The organism is Nocardia jiangxiensis NBRC 101359, assembly GCF_000308615.1.
GTDB lineage: Bacteria > Actinomycetota > Actinomycetes > Mycobacteriales > Mycobacteriaceae > Nocardia > Nocardia jiangxiensis.
On the sequence record NZ_BAGB01000061.1, the window covers coordinates 39,289 to 58,196 of the forward strand.

Genomic DNA, 18,908 nt, shown 5'->3' on the forward strand with positions numbered 1-18,908 from the left:
CGGCCCATGGTATGCGTCGCGCGGCGGAGTGGAGAGGACCCGCCGGTCCGGGACGTGCGCCCCGGAGTGTGAGATGTCAGCGCAGCCGCAGCGCCGTCAGCCGGCGGTCGCCGCGTTTCACGCCGATCCGGGCCGCGACAGCGAATCGGCGACCACCGCGCTCGTAACCGCCGAAGACCTCCGCCGCACCCGTTCCATCGAGGACGACGCGCACGTTGACCAGCACGGCCGCACCCAGTCGACGATCGCCGCCGCCGGTGCGCACCAGCGTCTGCACCGCCGCGATCACGGCGGGTTCGGCCAGCGGACGCAGCTGTGTCGCACTGCGGCGGCCGTCCAGCACCTCGAGTACCGAACGCAGCGCTCGCTCGGCGAATTGCTTTGCCGCCGAATGATTTTCATCCACACGAACCGGCGCGGCGGACCGCCCGTCGTGCGGGGAGCGACGAGCTGCGCCGTACCGGCGGGCCCCACCCGCGCACGGCGCCGCCACCCGTCCGGCCGAACCGCCGGACCGCGCCGGAATGCCCCCTGCGCACTCCAGCGGCGGCTCGAAGGCCGGCGCCTTCGCCAGTGACCGGCCCGAACCGGCCGGATCGGCGTCGTTCCGAGATCCGAGCATTCCGCTTCCCCCTGCTTGTCGGGTCCCCTGGACACGGATCGAAACAGCATGCCACGCGCCCCGCCCCCGGTACAGGATTTCCTCTCGGTATCGCGACATGTCCCACACACGGCCACGAAAGATTGGGTGCGGATCACAATGGAGCGAGCATCGAAAGGGGTATCGGTCAGCGTGATCACGAGACTGTCACCGCAGGACGCGGCGTTCTACCGACTCGAGACGAGCAGCAACCCGATGCACATCGGCTCGCTCGCGATCCTGCGCGCGGGCGAGGGGCCGTGCGGACGGCTGGACTACGACCGGCTGCTGGACCTGGTGGCCAGCCGCCTGCCGCTGGTGCCGCGCTACCGGCGCAAGGTGCGTGAGGTCCCCTTCGAACTCGGCCGTCCGGTCTGGGTGCAGGACAGCCGATTCGACCCGACCTATCACGTGCGACGCGCGCGACTGCCCGAACCGGGCTCGAACGCGCAATTGCTGGAACTGGTCGCGCAGCTGTCCTCGCGCCCGCTGGATCAGACCCGTCCCCTGTGGGAGATGTACCTGATCGAGGGCCTGGCGCAGGACCGCTGCGCCATCTTCACCAAAACCCATTCGGCGCTGGTGGACGGCAGTTCGGCGCTCGAGATCGGGCACGTCATCCTGGACAACTCCCCCTCGCCGCGGGAGATCGCCACCGAGGCGTGGGTCACCCGGCACGAGCCGGGCGATGCCGAACTGCTGGCCATGGCGGTGATCGATCTGGCCACCCAGCCCGCCGAGGCGCTGGACGTGCTGCGCCGCGCCGGAACCGACGCCTTCTCGTTCATCGATGCCGCGGGCAAGGCGGCCGGCCGGGTGGTCACCGCCGTGCGCACCGCCGCGAGCGGAACGCCCGACAGCGCGTTCAACGCGCCCACCTCCCGCGATCGGCGCTTCGAGGTGGTGTCCACCGATCTCGACGACTACCGCACCATCCGCAGGAGCTTCGACTGCTCCATCAACGACGCCATCCTGGCGGTGGTCACCGGCGCACTGCGCATCTTCATCCAGTCCCGGGGCGATGTGCTCATCGAATCGGCGGCGCTGCGGGCGGTGGTGCCGATGTCGGTCTACGTCGAAGGGCAGTACGGGGATCGGCCGCCGTCGACCAGCGAGGTCTCCTCGTTCCTGGTCGATCTGCCGGTGGGCGAGCCGAATCCGGTGATCCGGCTCTCGCACATCGCGCACGCCAACGAGCCGAATTCCCGGCACCGGCGCGGAGTGCAGGCGCGTACGCTCGTGCACATGGCGGGCTTCGCCCCGGCGAGCCTGCACGCGATGAGCGTGCGATCGGCGAGTACGTTCGCCGAACACACGTTCAATCTGGTGATCACCAATGCACCGGGTCCACAGCAGCCGATGTACATCGGCGGCGCGCGGATGCTGGAGATGTATCCGGTGTCGCCACTGCTGCGCAACCAGGCCATGAGTATCGGAATCACCTCGTACGACGGACGGGTGTTCTACGGTCTCAACGCCGACCGCGATGCGATGGCCGACATCGGCGTACTGTCCGCGGCGGTGCACGAATCCATGGAGGAGATGCTCGGTGCCTGCGTCCAGTGAAGCCGCGGCCGGAAAAGGCAAACTGCGGGTCTACATCCCGGCGACCGTCCCGATGCTGCGAGAGCTGGTGGCCGACCGCGAGATCCGGGCGATCAACGACACCGCGTTCGCCGTCACACCGGCGTTGCGCGAGGCGTACGCCTCGGGCGACGACGAGGAACTGGCCGAGGTCGCGATGATCGAGGCGGGCCGCGCCGCACTGCGCCTGCTCGCCCAGGAGCGCGAGGCCGCACTGCTGGCCGACGAGGCCGCCCCGGACGCGGACGGCTCGACCCCCGGCGACGACACGGATGGCGACGACGTGGGCGACTATTCCGCCCCGGTCTACCGCCGCGCGGTGATCGCCGCCGACGTCACCGGCGCGACCCTGCGCCCCGACCTGGACGACGCCGTGGTCCGCCTGTCCGCCCCGGTCACCTACAGCCAGATCGCCTCGGTGCACGTCGATCTGGCCGAGGCCGAACCGGCGATCGCCAAAGCGGTGGACGTCATCGACGCCGCCGACATCGGCGACGAGGACGCCGAATTCGTCCTCGGCGACGCCGAGGACCACCAGCTCGCCTGGTACGCCGCCCAGGAACTCCCGTTCCTGCTCGATTTGTTGTAAACCGCGATCCGAGGCCAACCCTGAAGTTTGCGGCGCGGGCTCGTCGTTCAGCCCCCGAAGCGCATGGCCGAAGGCCGAGTCTCGAGGGCTGAACGACCAGCCTTACAGCGCCGAAAACCCGCCGCGGCGAAGCGGAGGCCAAAAATACAGCCCTAACCTACGATGCCGTAACCTTGCCTCGACGGATGCGTTCCGCAGGCGCGACGATGCCCTCGCGGGGCGCATGATCACCATGACCACAGGGAAATGAGCATTCGCACGATGGTCTCGAAATCGGTACAGGGCGTTCGGGCATGGCTGGAGGCCCCGGTCGCCGAGGCGAAGATGGCCGGTCGCACCCGGCTCAACGCGCTGCGCGGCGTGGCCGCCCGCGTCACCACGCCGCTGCTGCCGGACGACTATCTGCATCTGATCAATCCGCTGTGGTCCGCGCGCGAGCTGCGCGGCCGCATCGTGGACGTGCGCAAGGAGACCGCCGATTCGGTCACGCTGGTGATCAAGCCGGGCTGGGGATTCGATTTCAAATTCACCCCGGGCCAGTACATCGGCATCGGGGTCCTGGTCGAGGGCCGCTGGCACTGGCGGTCCTACTCGCTGACCTGCCCGCCCGACTGGAGCGACGCTCCCGCCGACGGTCGCGGCCCGCGCGGACGGCTGATCTCCATCGCGGTGAAGGCGATGCCCGAGGGGTTCCTGTCCAGTCATCTGGTCAACGGCGTTCCCGAGGGCACGATCGTGCGGCTGGCCGCACCGCAGGGCGGTTTCGTGCTGCCCGAGCCGCTCCCGCCGAAGGTGTTGTTCCTCACCGCGGGCAGCGGCATCACCCCGGTGATGGCGATGTTGCGCACGATGGATCGGCGCGGCGCCGTTCCCGACCTGGTACACATCCATTCCGCGCGCACGGCCGAGGATGTGATGTTCGGCGAGGAACTGCACCGGATGCACGACCAGCACCCGGGTTTCACCTCGCACGTGAACCTGACCGGCGCACAGGGCAAGTTCGATCTGGCCTCGCTGGACCAGCTGTACCCGGATTGGCGCGAGCGGCAGACCTGGGCGTGCGGCCCGCTGCAGATGCTCAACGACATCGAAAGTCATTGGGCGGCAGCGAATGTCAGCGACAACCTGCATATCGAGCGGTTCGAGGTGGAACGTTCGGCGGTCGGCGAGGGCGGCTCGGTCACCTTCGCGCGCACCGGCCGCACCGTCGAGGTCGACGGGGCCACCACGCTGATGCAGGCCGGTGAGGACGCGGGCGTGCAGATGCCGTTCGGCTGCCGGATGGGCATCTGCCAGACCTGCGTGGTCGCGATCACCGACGGACATGCGCGCGATCTGCGCAACGGCACCGAACATCAGGCCGGGGAGAAAATCCAGACCTGTATTTCCGTGGCGGCAGGCGACTGCACACTCGACGTGTAAACACTATTCACCGAAACCGGATACCCTCGGTGACGGCATCCCGGTGCACCGCGCACCCCCACACATGACGCGTGGAGCGAATCGAGGCAACTCAGCACAGTGGCAATCACCGACATCAAGGCGTTCGCCCATCTGACGGAGACGGATATCGAGGCTCTGGGCCAGGAGCTCGACAGTATCCGGCGCACCGTCGAAACATCGCTGGGCGAGAACGATGCGAAGTACATCCGGCGGTCCATTCGCGCGCAGCGCATCCTGGAGACCGCGGGACGGGTCACGCTGTTCGCGGGTAAGCGGCGCACGGCATGGCTGGCCGGTACGGCCATGCTGACGATTGCCAAGATCATCGAGAACATGGAGCTCGGGCACAACATCAGCCACGGGCAATGGGATTGGATGAACGACCCGGAGATCCACTCCACCACCTGGGAGTGGGATATGACGGGCACCTCGGGTCAGTGGAAGCGCGCGCACAACTATTCCCACCACACCTACACCAATGTGCTGGGCCGCGACGACGATCTGGGTTTCGGCATCCTGCGGATGACCCGCGACGAGCAGTGGCGTCCGATCCATCTCATCCAGCCGCTGGCGAATCTGCTGCTGGCCGCCACCTTCGAGTGGGGCATCGCGTTGCACGACCTCAAGGCGGAGAAGTTTCAGCTCGGCGTGCGGCCGACGCGCCTGCTGTCCGAGCCGAACAAGGCGTTCTTCCGCAAAGCCGGGCGGCAGGTGGCCAAAGATTTCGTGATCTATCCCGCATTGACCGGCCCGGGATGGAAACGCACCCTGCAGGCCAATGCGACCGCGAATCTGATCCGCAACCTGTGGGCGTACGCGGTGATCTTCTGCGGCCATTTCCCGGATGGTGCGGAGAAATTCACCGAGGAACAGTTCGCCAACGAGACTCGCGGCGAATGGTATCTGCGGCAGATGCTGGGCAGCGCGAATTTCACCGCGGGCCCCGCGATGGCGTTCATGAGCGGCAACCTCTGCTACCAGATCGAACACCATCTGTTCCCGGACATTCCGAGCAGCCGCTATCCGGAGATCTCGGTCCAGGTGCGCGAACTCTGCGATAAATACGATCTGCCCTATACGACCGGCTCGCTGGGCAAACAGTATCTGCTGGCCTTCCGGACCATTCACAAGCTGGCCCTGCCGGACCGATATCTGCGCCGTACCGCCGACGACGCACCGGAAACCTCGTCCGAGCGCAAATTCGCCGTACTGTCCCTGCATTGGCCCAGTGCCGAGGCCGTCGTCGATCCGGAGACGGGTGAGCGCCGCGGTCTGCGATCGGCGATGGCCGAAGCGAAGGTGGCGTTGCGCGAGCGGGCCCGGCAGGAGAAGCAGGCCCTGCGCGAGGCCAAGCTGGCCCTGCAGGACAAGGCCCGCCAGGAACAACAGGCATTGCGCGAGGCCACGCGGGCCTGGCAGGACAAGGCACGCACCGAGCAGCAGGCGTTGCGCGAGGCCACCCACGCTCTGCAGGACAAGGCCCGCGATGAACGGCGGCAGTTGCGGCGACGCGCGTTGCGCGAGCGCGCGCTGTGGCGGGTACGTCGTCGGCAGCGGTCGCAACGGGGTCAGTAAGCATATCCTGGCCTTGTTCACAATGCGGCGTACGCCACAGTTGTGAATGAATCCCGAGATAACCTACGGACCCGTAACCTACGGTAGTGTAACCGGCATGGCGATCTCGGATGTCAAGGAATACGCGCACCTCACCCCGGAGGACGTAGAAGCGATCGGTGTCGAGCTGGATACCATCCGGCGTGAAATCGAAGCCTCCCGCGGACAGCGCGATGCCCGCTACATCCGCAATGTGATCCGGCTCCAGCGCGCGCTGGAGATCAGCGGACGCGCGGTGCTGTTCGCGAGTTTCCTCCCGCCCGCGTGGCTCGCCGGTGTGGCCCTGCTGGGCACGGCCAAGATCATCGAGAACATGGAGATCGGCCACAACGTCATGCACGGCCAGTGGGACTGGATGAACGATCCGGAAATCCACTCCGCGTCGTGGGAATGGGACAACGTCGGCCCGTCCGAGCACTGGAAGATCACGCACAACTTCCTGCACCACAAGTACACCAACGTCCTGGGTATGGACGACGACATCGGCTACGGTCTGCTGCGCGTCACGCGCGACCAGCGCTGGTCGCCGTTCTATCTCGGCCAGCCGGTGTACAACCTGCTGCTGCAGATGTTCTTCGAATACGGCGTAGCGATCCAGCATCTGGAACTGGGCAAGGTCGCGAAGAAGAAATGGGCCGCCGACAGCCCCGAGCGCAAGCAGTTCGAAGAGGACCGGCGCACGGTGCTGCAGAAGGTCGGTAAGCAGGTCGCCAAGGATTATCTGATCTTCCCGCTGCTGACCGGCCCGGCATTCCTGTCCACCCTCTCGGCCAATGTCGCGGCCAACATCATCCGCAATGTGTGGACCAATGCGGTGATCTTCTGCGGCCACTTTCCCGACGGCGCCGAGAAATTCACCAAGGCCGATATCGACGGTGAGACCCAGGGCCAGTGGTATCTGCGTCAGATGCTGGGCAGCGCCAATATCTCCGGCGGCCCGGTGCTGCATTTCATGAGCGGTAACCTCTCGCACCAGATCGAGCACCACCTGTTCCCGGATCTGCCGAGCAACCGGCTCGCCTCGATCGCGGTGCGGGTCCGCGCGCTGTGCGACAAATACGATCTGCCCTACACCACCGGTTCGCTGCCGGTGCAGTACGGCAAGTCGTGGCGCACCATCATCAAGCTCTCGCTGCCGAACAAATACCTGCGCCGTTCCACCGACGACGCCCCCGAGACCAGGTCCGAGCGCGTCTTCGGCGGCGTCGCCGAGATCGATCCGGTCACCGGACGTCGCCAGGGTCTGCGCACGGCTCTGAAGCAGGGCCGCCGCCGCCTCGCCGAAGCGCGGCGAGCCGTGCCCATCGGCTGAGTTCGCCCCTGTAGAACCCCGAGTGCACCCCGTCCGACATCCCGGGCGGGGTGCACTTGTGCATCGGTGTGGGCGCGTCGGGCAAGGGTTCGGCGCTGGGGGATTATTTACCTCTGGTTGACTGGTGCCGACTCGGATTGACGCGGGCAAGATTGGCGATGGTGTGGTTACTGAGCACGATATTTACGAAGTGATCCGGCGGCGGCGCGATGTGCGCGCCGAGTTCACCGGCGAACTCCTCGACGACGCCGCGCTGATGCGGATCCTCGATGCGGCGCATCGCGCGCCGAGCGTCGGCAATTCGCAGCCATGGGATTTCATCGTCGTGCGCGACCCGGCCACACTGACCAGCTTCGCCGCGCACGTCGCGGACAAGCGCATCGAATTCCGGGAGTCGCTGCCGCCCGAACGCGCCCGCACCTTCGAGCCGATCAAGATCGAGGGCATCACCGAGAGCCGCACCGGCATCGTGGTCACCCACGACGACAGCCGCGGCGGCCCGCACATCCTGGGCCGGGCCACCGTGCCCGAAACCGGGCTCTACTCCACCATTCTCGCGATCCAGAACCTGTGGTTGGCCGCGACCGCCGAAGGGGTGGGCGTCGGCTGGGTCAGTTTCTATGACGCCCCCTTCCTCACCGACCTGATGCAGCTGCCGCCCGGGATCCGCCCGGTCGCCTGGCTGTGCGTGGGCCCGGTACACGAATTCCAGGCGACCCCCGACCTGGAACGCTTCGGCTGGCGCGATCGCCGCCCGCTGAGCGAGGCCGTGCACTGGGAGAAGTTCCCCGGCTGAACCGGCCTCGCCCGGCCTACACCCGCTCGAGCACCGCGGAGGCTCCGATGCCACCGGCCGCGCAGATCCCCAGCAGCGCAGCGCTCTTGCCCGAGCGGGCCAGCTCGTTGGCCATCGTGGTGACCATGCGCGCGCCGGTCGCGCCGAAGGGGTGTCCGAGCGAGACCGATCCGCCGTGCACATTCAGTACGTCCGGGTCGATCTCCCCGACGGCGCTGTCGCGGTCGAGCCGGGTCTTGGCCCACTCGTCACTGCCCAGCGCCGCGAGCACCGACAGGGTCTGCGCGGCGAACGCCTCGTGGACATCGACGAAATCCACATCGCCCAAAGACATCCGAGGTAAGAAGAAAAGCGATACGCGATGTCACAGAAAAATTCGCGACCGGACATGGTGAGGGGCCGACGACTCGAGGTCGTCGGCCCCTGGCAACCACCGTCGGGGGACCCGCCCGTTATGCGAGTCTGATCAGTCCGTAGTCGAAGGCGTGACGGCGGTACACCACCGAGGGTCGGTCGGACTCCCGGTCGTGGAAGAGGAAGAAATCGTGGCCGACGAGTTCCATCTGGTAGAGGGCGTCGTCCACGGACATCGGAGCGGCGGGGTGCACCTTGGTCCGCACGATATGACCGGGACCGGCGTAATCACCCGGGTCCATCTCCTGATCGCGGACTGCGGCGCCGTTCGCGGCCGCCCGGCTCAGCGATTCGTCCACGAGATCCGCGGTCGCCTCGGCCACCGAGAGGGGGGTCTTCTCCCCGTAGTGCACCCGACGACGATCCTTGCTGCGACGCAGTCGGCTCTCCAGCTTTTCGGCCGCCTGTTCCAGGGCGGCGTAGAAACTTTCCGCACATGCCTCCGCGCGCACGATCGGCCCCTTGCCGCGTGCAGTGATCTCGATCCGCTGACAGCTCTTGCGCTGCCGACGATTGCGTTCGTGGAATAGTTCGACATCGAACAGATAGATCGACGGGTCGAAACGCTCGAGCCGGGAGAGCCTGTCCGCCACATGAATTCGGAAGTGATCGGGAACCTCGACGTTGCGGCCCTTCACCACGACGTCGGCACTGGGGACTTTGGCCTGTTCCTCGGGTTCGGCTCGGTCGAAAGCGGTGGAGTCAGCTGTCGCGCCATAGCGAGCCGAGGCGTCTGCTTCTTTCACTGAAGGTCGTGAAGTCGTCACGCGTACCTCCCGGATCTGGCCACACACACGAGTCGTGTGCGGCGGGTAATAACCGTGTCGAGAGGTGCGTGCGGCAGGCGATCAGCTGACACTGGCGGCGTCGCGAGAATGGTTGCACACACTGGAGAACTCGACACGAAAGTCGCTCGAGGCGCCACCTCCAACCTCTGGTACGGGGTGTCAGATCGCTCTGATGGCCACGCTATTACGCCAGCGACCTGTCCGCCAGTGTTCACGCAAATTTCGCCCACTCACGCGGCGCAAGTCACCATGACAGCCCGGACCCCGATGCCCGCGGCCGCCAGCGCACGGACCGACTCACCCGCCGTCGCTCCTGTCGTGAGAACGTCATCGACCAGTACTACCTCGGCATTTGCCATCGAGACGGCAGCAGGCAACGACTCGGCACGGGCCGTGATCCGCCCGTGCAGATTGGCTCTGCGCTCCCTCGGGCCCAGGCCGACCGAATCCCGTACAGCACGGTGCATTCGCAACGCCGCAGCGGCGCGGCAATCGGGTAGCAAACCCGCAGCGATCCTGGTGACCCGGGCTACCGGATCACCTCCGCGACGGCGTGCGGCCGACCGTTTGGTCGGCGCCGGAATCAGAACCAGCGACCGCCGTGGATCCCGAAGTGTAGCCAGCCCCCTGGCCAATGCCAACCCCAACGGTGGCGCCAGATCCCGGCGTCCATGCTCCTTGACGGCGATCACCGCCCGGCGTCCCGCGCCGGCGTACCCACCGAGCGCCCAGCACGGCACGCCCGGATCGGTGCGCGGCCGTACCCGCACCGGCATACCGGACAGGCTCCGCGCGCATCCGGCGCACCACACATCCCCGTGCGCCCCGCATCCCCCGCACGTTCGCGGCAGGATCAGATCCAGCAGCATCCGCATCGGCCCAGTGTGCCGGTCATCTCCAGCGGCGCCAACAGGTTCGGCGTTCGCGCATGTGCAACGGGTGCGGCGGGCCGCCGGAGATCGTTCGACACTCAGCCCGGCAGCACCGGTAGCACATTCGTGCCCAATCCCTGCACCTCGCGCCAGAATCGGTCCGCGGCCGGATCGGTGGACTGCAGTTGCATGACCGCACGCGAATCCGCGACGTAGAACGTGTCGGACGCGACGCTCACCAGCCGCACCGGCGGGGTCAGGTTCTGACTCGACAACTGGGTCAGATCCGAACCGTCGATGTACACCGACTCCACCGGGTTCACATCGCCCTCCCGGGCGATGACCAACGTGTCGGGACTGGACCAGTCGATGGACACCGCGGTCGTACTCAGATCGACCGCGACCGGCTGCGGCGAGACCAGCGAGTACTTACCGTCCGGATGGGCCACCACGACAGCCAGGTACACCTTGCCGCCGGCGATGATCGCCGCACGGGTGCCGTCCCGGGAGATCCGCAGATCGGTGATGGGCAGACGCGGCACCGGATCGGTGCTGTTCGGCTCGCCCACCGTCAACGTGGAACTGTCGACATCCTGCCGCGAGACGTTGCCGGTCGCGCGATCGTGCACCACCCGAACGACCTTGGTGCCGTTGATGACGGTCCACACCGCCCCGCCGTCGGACGTCCACGACGGCCGGGTGAAGGTGTCGCCCTGCACCACCGAGAACGTGGTGGAACCGTCGTAACTGCCGATGACCAGGGTGCGTTCGGGCTTGGGAGCGGGCTCGCCGCTGTCGGCGACCGCGGCGACCAGTTGCCCGTCATCGGACAGGCCGACGGACTGCAGATTGTGTGCCGTACCGAAATATCCGGGTGTGGGAGTGACGTGTCCCTTGGCGGTATCCACCGTGACCAGCGTGCCGTCCCGCAGCGCGTGCAGACCGGTGCGATCGGCGGTGGGCGTCTTCGGATTCATCGCGTTGACGTCGTCCAGCGACCAGCCGGTGTTCGCGTATCGGTCGTCGAGCGGCTTCCCATCCGCGAGCAGGACGTACGGACCGAGGATGTCCGCACCCGCCAGCGTCAACACGACCTGCGCGGCCAGCAGCTCCTTACTTCGCGCATCGAGCGTCGAGGCGCCGGTGAAGTCGATCCGCACCCCGCCCAGGCCCATGCCGACCCCGTCGGCCGACCCGTTGGCCTTGGTGATGCCGCCGCGCAGGCTGATCGGCGCGGCCAGCACATTGTGCACGGCCGGTGCGAGGGACGGCTGCGCCCCCTCGGACAGCAGCGCCAACAACCGCTGCGTCAGCTGGTCCTTACTCGTGGAGATCCAGCGCAGATCCGGAACCATGCTGGTACCGGGGGTGTTCGCGAAATACAGCGAATAACGGCGATACGCCTTGTAGAACGCGGCACTGTCCACGACGACGCCCGGCTCCACCTGATTGATCCGCCACTCGTCGCCGACCTTGGTCAGCTCGACCCTGGTCTCGTAGGTGTTGTCCTGCGCCCGGAACGACCCGTCCGCACCCAGCTCGCCGAGTTTGCGCGCGCGGATCCGGTAGGTGGCAGTGTCACCGGTCAGGGATTCGCGCAGCGTGTCCGGTGACTCCACGATCGCGGTCCCGGCGCTGTCATCCCAGTTCAACGACGCGGCCGGGGACAGATACTCCCGCGCCTGCTGATGCCGGTTGGCCGGATTCGCGGTGGCGGTCAGGAAATTGCGGACCAGCAGATCCGGATCGTGCCCGGCGACCGGTGTCACCGGACCGACGCTGGTGGGCGCGTGATCGATGGTCCCGAGTGCCTGCGGCGCCGAAGAATCCGGCAGATTCGCACATCCGCTCAACGCCAGTACCGACACCAGCAACAGACCGATCACCACACGTAATCGACTCACCCCGGCGCGCTGCCAGGTGCGAGGACCTCGACTCATTTCGTCCCGTCTCCGGTATCGCTCAGTACGGTTTCCTCCCCCGCCCCCGAGCTCTCACCGGCCCCCTGCGACGACCGCTCATCCGAATTCTTCCCCGCCCCAACCGCATTCGACTCGTCGTCGGAGGAATCTGCCGCCGCCTCCGAGCCCGATGCCGTGGAATCCGGCTCGTCCGCCTCGGCTGCGCTCGCGCTCGGCCCGGTCACATCCGTCTCGTCGGCAGCCGAATTCGCGCCGCCCGCAGGAACATCCGTTCCTGCCGCGAGCGAATCACGCTCGGCCTCGGAAACATCCGCCGACGCGAGCGCCGAACTCGATTCCTCCTCGGACACACTCGGCTCGGTCTCGGCCATCTCCGCCTCGGCGGCGGAGAGTTCCGCTTCGGTGACGGGTGCATCCACTCCGGCGGCAAAGGAATCCGCTTCGATCACCTCGGCCGGATCCGTCCGGCCTCCGGTATCGGAAAGCCCGTCCGACCCCTCGGCGACCGATTCGGCCGTCGTCTCGGACTGCGGCACATCCTGCGCCGCATCGGAAGGTGCGGCGAGCAGTTCACGCGGTGCGCCGCGCCGCCGCGGCGGCTCCAGCGACAACGGGCTCGGCCCCAGTTTGCGCCCGCGCACCAGCGGCAAGGTCAGCCGGAAGCTGGCGCCCGCACCGAGTTCACCCCATGCCTCGAGCTTGCCGTCGTGCAGATTCGCGTCCTCGACGCTGATCGACAGGCCCAGACCGGTCCCGCCCGAACGCCGCATCCGCGAGGGATCCGAGCGCCAGAACCGGTTGAACACCAGCTTCTCCTCGCCCGGCCGCAAACCGACGCCCTGATCGCGCACCACGATCGCGACGGCATTGGCGTCGACGTCGCCGCGCATCCGGATCAGCACCGGTTTGCCTTCGCTGTGGTCGATGGCGTTGGCGAGCAGGTTGCGCAGCACGCGTTCCACGCGTCGCGGATCGACCTCGGCGACCAGCGGCTCCTCCGGCAGATCCACGACCAGCTCGACGTTGGATTCCTTGGCCAGATGACGCACCGTGGAGATCGCGGCCCGCGCGCACATCCGCACGTCCAGCGATTCGACCTGCAGTTCGGCCACACCGGCATCGTGACGGCTGATCTCCAGCAGATCGTTGAGCAGACCCTCGAATCGGTCCAACTCGGTGACCAGGAGTTCGGCGCTTCGGGCCAGCGCGGAATCCAGTTCGTCACTGGAACCGTGAATCAGATCCGCGGCCATGCGTACGGTCGTGAGCGGTGTGCGTAGCTCGTGGCTGACGTCGGAGGTGAAGCGGCGCTGTAGATTACCGAATTCCTCGAGCTGGGTGATCTGGTTCGACAGGCTCTCGGCCATCGCGTTGAACGATATGGCCAGTTTCGCCATATCGTCCTCACCGCGCACGAGCATGCGTTCCCGGAGCCGCCCGTCGGCGAATCGGCCCGCGATCCGGGCCGCCGACCGGATCGGCAGCACGACCTGCCTGGTCACCAGCGCGGTGATCGCCGCGAGCAGCACCAGCAGTACCGCGCCGCCGATGAACATGGTCCCGCGCATCAGTCCGAGGCTGCGATCCTCGTTGGTCAGCGGGAAGATCAGGTAGACCTCGAGCGTCGGCACCTGCGTGCTGGGACTGCCGATGACCAGCGCCCGGCCGCGATAGCCGTCCGGGTCCGACACCGTGGCGAACTGGTAGCTGACCTGGTTCTGCTGTACGAAGCGCCGCAGCTCGGCCGGCACCTCCTGCACCGGCCCGACGGAGATGTCCTGCATGTTCTCGCCGACCATCTCCAGCGCGGAGTTGAAATTACCGGCCGTACCGCCGGACTGGCCGCTGTTACCGCTCGACAGCGCGTTGCGCGCGGCCTGCAGACTGGTCAGCTGGCTGCCCGAATCATGCGCTCCCGCCAGCTGATTCTCGACCGTCGCGCGGGCGCGACCCATTTCCTCGACGGCCGCGGCGATCTTGCCGTCGAGGAGACGATCGGTGATCTGACTGGTCAGCACCACCCCGAGGATGGTGATCACGATCAGCGACAACGTCAGCGTGGACACGACGACGCGCAATTGGAGCGAGCGCCGCCACACATGTCCCAGCGACTCGCCGACGGATTTGAACCACGCCATCATCGCTGCCAGTAACCGCTCGATGCGGTTTCTGGAGCGATCGATCACGGCGGTCCGGCCTTGTAACCCACACCGCGGACGGTCAGCACGATCTCAGGATTCTCCGGATCCTTCTCGACCTTGGCGCGCAACCGCTGCACATGCACGTTGACCAGTCGGGTGTCGGCGGCGTGCCGATATCCCCAGACCTGCTCCAGCAGAACCTCGCGGGTGAACACCTGACGCGGCTTGCGGGCCAGCGCCACCAGCAGGTCGAATTCGAGCGGGGTCAGCGAGATCTGCGCTCCGGCGCGGGTGACCTTGTGCGCCGGGACGTCGATCACGATGTCGGCGATGGACAACAGCTCCGCGGGCTCCTCCTCGGTGCGCCGCAGCCGGGCGCGCACTCGCGCGACGAGCTCCTTCGGCTTGAAGGGCTTGACGATGTAGTCGTCCGCACCGGACTCCAACCCCAGTACGACGTCGACCGTGTCGGTCTTCGCCGTCAGCATGACGATCGGCACACCGGAATCGGCTCGCAGCACACGGCATACGTCGATGCCGTTCATGCCGGGCAGCATCAGATCCAGCAACACCAGGTCCGGGCGTAGCTCCCGGACCGCGGTCAGCGCCTGTGTGCCGTCGCCGACGGTGTGAGGGTCGAAACCCTCGCCGCGCAAGACGATCGTGAGCATCTCCGCGAGCGCCATATCGTCGTCGACGACCAGAATCTTCGGCTTCATAACTACTATGGTGTCATCTCTCCGGCTCGGAACGGGCAACCACGCCAACACTGGTACGTATCCGACGCACATCCAACCCTATCGGCCAATAATTTTCGACAGACGCGCGGTCAGTTTCGCCGGATCGTCGTGCGGTGCATAGCGCCACCACGGACCGTGCCAGTGTGATTCGGCCATCACACGATAGACCTCGCCGGTGCGTTCCTGCAGCCCTTTGTCGCGCTCGTACGCGTCGAGCGCGCGATCGCTGTCGAGTTCACCGCGGCGGCGGGCACGTTCGGCGGCGAGCTCGACCGGCACGGCGAGCAGCACATGTTCGTCGGGCACCGGCAGCTCGAAGCGCCCGAACTCCAATTCCTCGATCCAGGAGGCGATCTCACCGTCCGCGGACTGGCCGGTCCGTGCCGCACTGTAGGCGATATTCGACGCGACGTACCGATCGAGCAGCACGACATCGTTGTCCGCCAACAACTTCGACAACTCATCGCGCGCCTCGGCCCGATCCAGCGCGAACAACAACGCCATCGCATTCACCGACCCCGCCACATCACCGTGCCGCCCCCGCAACGCCTCCGCCGCCAGATCCGCATGCACCGACTTCCCGTACCGCGGAAAGGCCATAGTGCCCACCCGGACCCCACCCCCGACCAACTCACCGACCACCGCATCGATGAGCGTGCGCTTTCCGGCCCCATCCAGGCCCTCAACCGCCACCAGAACACCCATAAGCAGCAGATTACCGCGCCTCACCACCGAAAAATCCCCACCCCACCCAAGCACCTCAGCGAGCCACCTCGCCCAGCAGCTCCCACTCGATCTCACCCACCGCCAACGCGCCCAGCGGCGAAGCGTCTCTGTCCGCCGGAAGCCGCCCGCGAAGCGAAAGGCTCAACAAGGCCAACCCCAAGGTTTTCGGCGCGGGCTCGTCGCTGCGCCCTCGAAGCGCATGGCCGAAGGCCGAGTCTCGAGGGCGCAGCGACGAGCCTTACAGCGCCGAAAACCCGCCGGAGCGAAGCGGAGGCCAAAAAATCAGTAGCGGTAGTGCTCCGGCTTGTACGGCCCTTCCACGTCGACGCCGATGTATTCGGCCTGGTCCTTGGTGAGCTTGGTCAGCTGACCACCCAGGGCCTCGACGTGGATACGAGCCACCTTCTCGTCCAGATGCTTGGGCAGGCGGTAGACCTCGTTGTCGTACTGCTCCGGCTTGGTCCACAGCTCGATCTGGGCGATGACCTGGTTGGAGAAGCTGTTGGACATGACGAACGAGGGGTGCCCGGTGGCGTTGCCCAGGTTGAGCAGGCGGCCTTCGGACAGCACGATGATGGACTTGCCCGATTCGCCGAACGTCCACTGGTCGACCTGCGGCTTGATGTTCAGGCGGGTCGCGCCCGAACGCTCCAGCGCGGCCATGTCGATCTCGTTGTCGAAGTGGCCGATGTTGCCCAGGATGGCCTGGTCCTTCATGGCCTTCATGTGGTCGAGCAGGATGATGTCCTTGTTGCCCGTGGAGGTGATCACGATGTCGGCGTTGCCGATCGCCTCGTCCACGGTGACCACGTCGAAGCCGTCCATCAGCGCCTGCAGGGCGTTGATCGGGTCGATCTCGGTGACCTGCACGCGCGCGCCCTGACCGGCCAGCGACTCGGCGCAACCCTTGCCGACGTCGCCGTAACCGCAGATCAGCACCTTCTTGCCGCCGATCAGCACGTCGGTGCCGCGGTTGATGCCGTCGATCAGCGAGTGGCGGGTGCCGTACTTGTTGTCGAACTTGGACTTGGTGACCGAGTCGTTGACGTTGATCGCCGGGAACACCAGCTCACCCGCGGCGGCGAACTGGTACAGCCGCAGCACGCCGGTGGTGGTCTCCTCGGTGACGCCGCGCACGCTGTCCGCGATCACGCCCCACTTGTGCTTCTCGCTCTCGAACCGGTCGCGCAGCAGGTTCAGGAACACGGTGAATTCGGCCGAGTGCTCCTCGTCCGCCGGCGGGACCAGGCCCGCCTTCTCGAACTGCGCGCCGCGCAGTACGAGCATGGTGGCGTCGCCACCGTCGTCGAGGATCATGTTCGCGGGCTCGCCGGGCCAGGTGAGCATCTGCTCCGCGGCCCACCAGTACTCCTCGAGGCTCTCGCCCTTCCACGCGAACACCGGCACGCCCTGCGGCTCGTCGACAGTGCCGTGCGGGCCGACTACCACGGCGGCGGCCGCGTGGTCCTGGGTGGAGAAGATATTGCACGAAGCCCAGCGCACCTGCGCGCCGAGCGATACCAGCGTCTCGATCAGCACTGCGGTCTGCACCGTCATGTGCAGCGACCCGGAGATGCGCGCACCCTTCAGCGGTTGCACCTCCGCGTATTCGCGACGCAGTGCCATCAGGCCGGGCATCTCGTGCTCGGCGAGTCGAATCTCCTTGCGGCCGAACTCGGCCAGCGACAGGTCCGCGACCTTGTAATCGATCCCGTTGCGGCTGTCGGCAGTCATCATGCTGCTCACTGCGGTCGTCATCTGCCTCTCCTGGTCGGCGTGTACGCAGAAGAGACTAGTACGAATCCTGCGTACACGGTACGCATGGTCGTTCACCTGCGAAATCGAGAGTCGGAGCGGTCCTCAGGCCGCGGCCGCGCGACCGTGGTGGGCGGCCAGGATCCGCTTGCGCTTGCGCGGGGCGATATTGGCCCGGCCGACGTCACCACCGTAGTGCGCCAACACCTTCGGATCCATCACGCGCCGCCACAGCGGCGGCACCGCGGCCAGCAGGATCATCCCCGCATAGCCCGCGGGCAGCTGCGGGGCCTCCTGGGAACTGCGCAGCGTCTGGTAGCGGCGTCCCGGATTGGCGTGGTGGTCGCTGTGCCGCTGCAGATGGAACAGGAAGATGTTGGTGACCAGCCGGTCGCTGTTCCAGCTGTCGGCGGCCGAACAGCGGGCCCACGTCCCGTTGGGGCGCTTACCGCGCAGCAGGCCGTAGTGCTCGACGTAGTTGACCGTCTCCAGCAGTCCGGCCCCGATCACCGCCTGCAGGAACAGGTACGGCAGCATCTTCGGGCCGAACGCCGCGACCAGACCGAGGTAGAGCACCAGCGTCATCGACCACGCCTGCAGGATGTTGTTCTGCCAACTCCACCAACGCAATCCCTTGCGCTGCAAACGTTCTGCTTCGATGCGCACGGCCGAGCGGAAACCACCGAGGACACTGCGCGGCAGGAATTCCCACAGCGACTCCCCCAGCCGGGCGCTGGCGGGATCCTCCGGGGTGGCCACCCGGGCGTGGTGCCCCTTGTTGTGCTCGACGTAGAAGTGGCCGTACCCCGACTGCGCCAGCGCGACCTTCGCCAGGAACCGCTCGGCCCGTTCGACCCGATGTCCGAGCTCGTGCGCGGCGTTGATGCCGATCCCGCTGACCAGACCCAATGTGGTTGCCAGCCCGAGCTTGTCGACGACACCGAGCTCGTCGCGAGACCACAGATACGCCGCGATCCCCAGCCCGAACAGCTGGATCGGCAGGAACATGTAGGTGCACCAGCGGTAGTAGCGGTCCTTGGACAGGACCTCGTAGTCCTCGTCGCGCGGATTGGTGCCGTCCTCGCCGACGACCCAGTCCAGCACCGGAATGGCGATCAGCACGATGATCGGGCCGATCCACCAGAACACCCGCAACCCGGTGTGCAGTACCAACTGTGACGGCAACAGGGCACAGCCGGGGGCGATGAGCCCGAGCACCCACAGGTATCGCTTCGGGTCAGGCCTACCCGAGCGATTGCCAACCGATTGCACGTTTGCCCCACTAATTGATTCCTCTGGACTATTGCCAGTAGATAGGTACAGACATTAGGACCGTTACACAAAGTTTCGGGAGCCGTAAGTGGCAACCGTTACATACGGTTCGGTCCATTTTTCAGCCGTTACTCATGTCCCGGCAATGACCGCATACGGCGGGCAAACACCACACCCACCCTCGCACGATGCGTCGTCCTCTCGTTCGAGCCTTGCAGATCGTAAGTTTCCGCCTGAGAGCACACACCGGGCGAGTCGACGCAATCGTTATACAACACAACACAATTCGGATAACTCCGA

General features: G+C 66.5%; 15 protein-coding genes and 1 pseudogene. 6 read left to right on the top strand and 10 right to left on the bottom strand.

The window, feature by feature from the left end; all coding sequences use genetic code 11:
- Positions 1–76: 76 nt before the first annotated feature.
- Positions 77–622 carry an Rv3235 family protein gene (locus tag ON40_RS48340; protein ID WP_051193577.1) on the bottom strand — a complete coding sequence of 182 codons (546 nt, stop codon included), beginning with the start codon at positions 620–622 and terminating at the stop codon, positions 77–79.
- 171 nt (positions 623–793) lie between these two features.
- Between ON40_RS48340 and ON40_RS26490 the strand changes: the two genes are divergently transcribed.
- The 6 genes from ON40_RS26490 (at position 794) to bluB (ending at position 7,978) form a co-directional block, all read left to right on the top strand.
- Entirely contained in the window at positions 794–2,206 is a 1,413-nt protein-coding gene (locus ON40_RS26490; RefSeq protein ID WP_040827295.1) for a WS/DGAT/MGAT family O-acyltransferase, read from the top strand.
- 22 nt (positions 2,207–2,228) lie between these two features.
- Positions 2,229–2,813, top strand: coding sequence for a DUF6912 family protein (locus tag ON40_RS26495; protein WP_040827486.1), 585 nt, complete (start codon positions 2,229–2,231; stop codon positions 2,811–2,813).
- Positions 2,814–3,059: 246 nt separating this feature from the next.
- Positions 3,060–4,235, top strand: a complete 1,176-nt coding sequence (locus ON40_RS26500; RefSeq protein ID WP_373281975.1) for a ferredoxin reductase — start codon at positions 3,060–3,062, stop codon at positions 4,233–4,235.
- 99 nt (positions 4,236–4,334) lie between these two features.
- On the top strand, positions 4,335–5,831 hold the full coding sequence (locus ON40_RS26505) for a fatty acid desaturase (protein WP_040827299.1): 1,497 nt from the start codon (positions 4,335–4,337) through the stop codon (positions 5,829–5,831).
- Positions 5,832–5,928: 97 nt separating this feature from the next.
- Positions 5,929–7,182, top strand: coding sequence for a fatty acid desaturase family protein (locus tag ON40_RS26510; protein ID WP_040827301.1), 1,254 nt, complete (start codon positions 5,929–5,931; stop codon positions 7,180–7,182).
- A 163-nt stretch (positions 7,183–7,345) separates the two neighbouring features.
- The gene (gene bluB, locus ON40_RS26515) at positions 7,346–7,978 is read left to right on the top strand and encodes a 5,6-dimethylbenzimidazole synthase (RefSeq protein WP_040827488.1); all 633 of its coding nucleotides are present in this window, start codon (positions 7,346–7,348) and stop codon (positions 7,976–7,978) included.
- Positions 7,979–7,994: 16 nt separating this feature from the next.
- On the opposite strand, the pseudogene ON40_RS26520 reads toward bluB, so the two are convergent.
- The 9 genes and pseudogenes from ON40_RS26520 to ON40_RS26560 form a co-directional block, all read right to left on the bottom strand.
- Positions 7,995–8,312: pseudogene (locus tag ON40_RS26520) on the bottom strand (acetyl-CoA C-acyltransferase); the annotation flags it as partial.
- 118 nt (positions 8,313–8,430) lie between these two features.
- A complete protein-coding gene (gene hpf, locus ON40_RS26525; protein WP_245568012.1) occupies positions 8,431–9,033 on the bottom strand; it encodes a ribosome hibernation-promoting factor, HPF/YfiA family in 603 nt (200 codons plus the stop codon).
- A 377-nt stretch (positions 9,034–9,410) separates the two neighbouring features.
- Positions 9,411–10,055: a ComF family protein gene (locus ON40_RS26530; protein WP_040827305.1), complete on the bottom strand. Its 645-nt coding sequence runs from the start codon at positions 10,053–10,055 to the stop codon at positions 9,411–9,413.
- 95 nt (positions 10,056–10,150) lie between these two features.
- Positions 10,151–11,992 carry an MtrAB system accessory lipoprotein LpqB gene (lpqB, locus tag ON40_RS26535; protein ID WP_174435074.1) on the bottom strand — a complete coding sequence of 614 codons (1,842 nt, stop codon included), beginning with the start codon at positions 11,990–11,992 and terminating at the stop codon, positions 10,151–10,153.
- On the bottom strand, positions 11,989–14,112 hold the full coding sequence (mtrB, locus tag ON40_RS26540) for an MtrAB system histidine kinase MtrB (RefSeq protein ID WP_373281979.1): 2,124 nt from the start codon (positions 14,110–14,112) through the stop codon (positions 11,989–11,991). The genes lpqB and mtrB overlap by 4 nt, the downstream gene beginning before the upstream one ends.
- Before the next feature lie 44 nt (positions 14,113–14,156).
- On the bottom strand, positions 14,157–14,834 hold the full coding sequence (mtrA, locus tag ON40_RS26545; protein WP_040827309.1) for an MtrAB system response regulator MtrA: 678 nt from the start codon (positions 14,832–14,834) through the stop codon (positions 14,157–14,159).
- Between the two features lie 78 nt (positions 14,835–14,912).
- Positions 14,913–15,560: a dTMP kinase gene (locus ON40_RS26550; RefSeq protein ID WP_040827311.1), complete on the bottom strand. Its 648-nt coding sequence runs from the start codon at positions 15,558–15,560 to the stop codon at positions 14,913–14,915.
- A gap of 303 nt (positions 15,561–15,863) precedes the next feature.
- A complete protein-coding gene (ahcY, locus tag ON40_RS26555; RefSeq protein WP_040827313.1) occupies positions 15,864–17,339 on the bottom strand; it encodes an adenosylhomocysteinase in 1,476 nt (491 codons plus the stop codon).
- A 102-nt stretch (positions 17,340–17,441) separates the two neighbouring features.
- The gene (locus ON40_RS26560) at positions 17,442–18,554 is read right to left on the bottom strand and encodes an alkane 1-monooxygenase (protein ID WP_245568002.1); all 1,113 of its coding nucleotides are present in this window, start codon (positions 18,552–18,554) and stop codon (positions 17,442–17,444) included.
- Positions 18,555–18,908 lie beyond the last annotated feature (354 nt).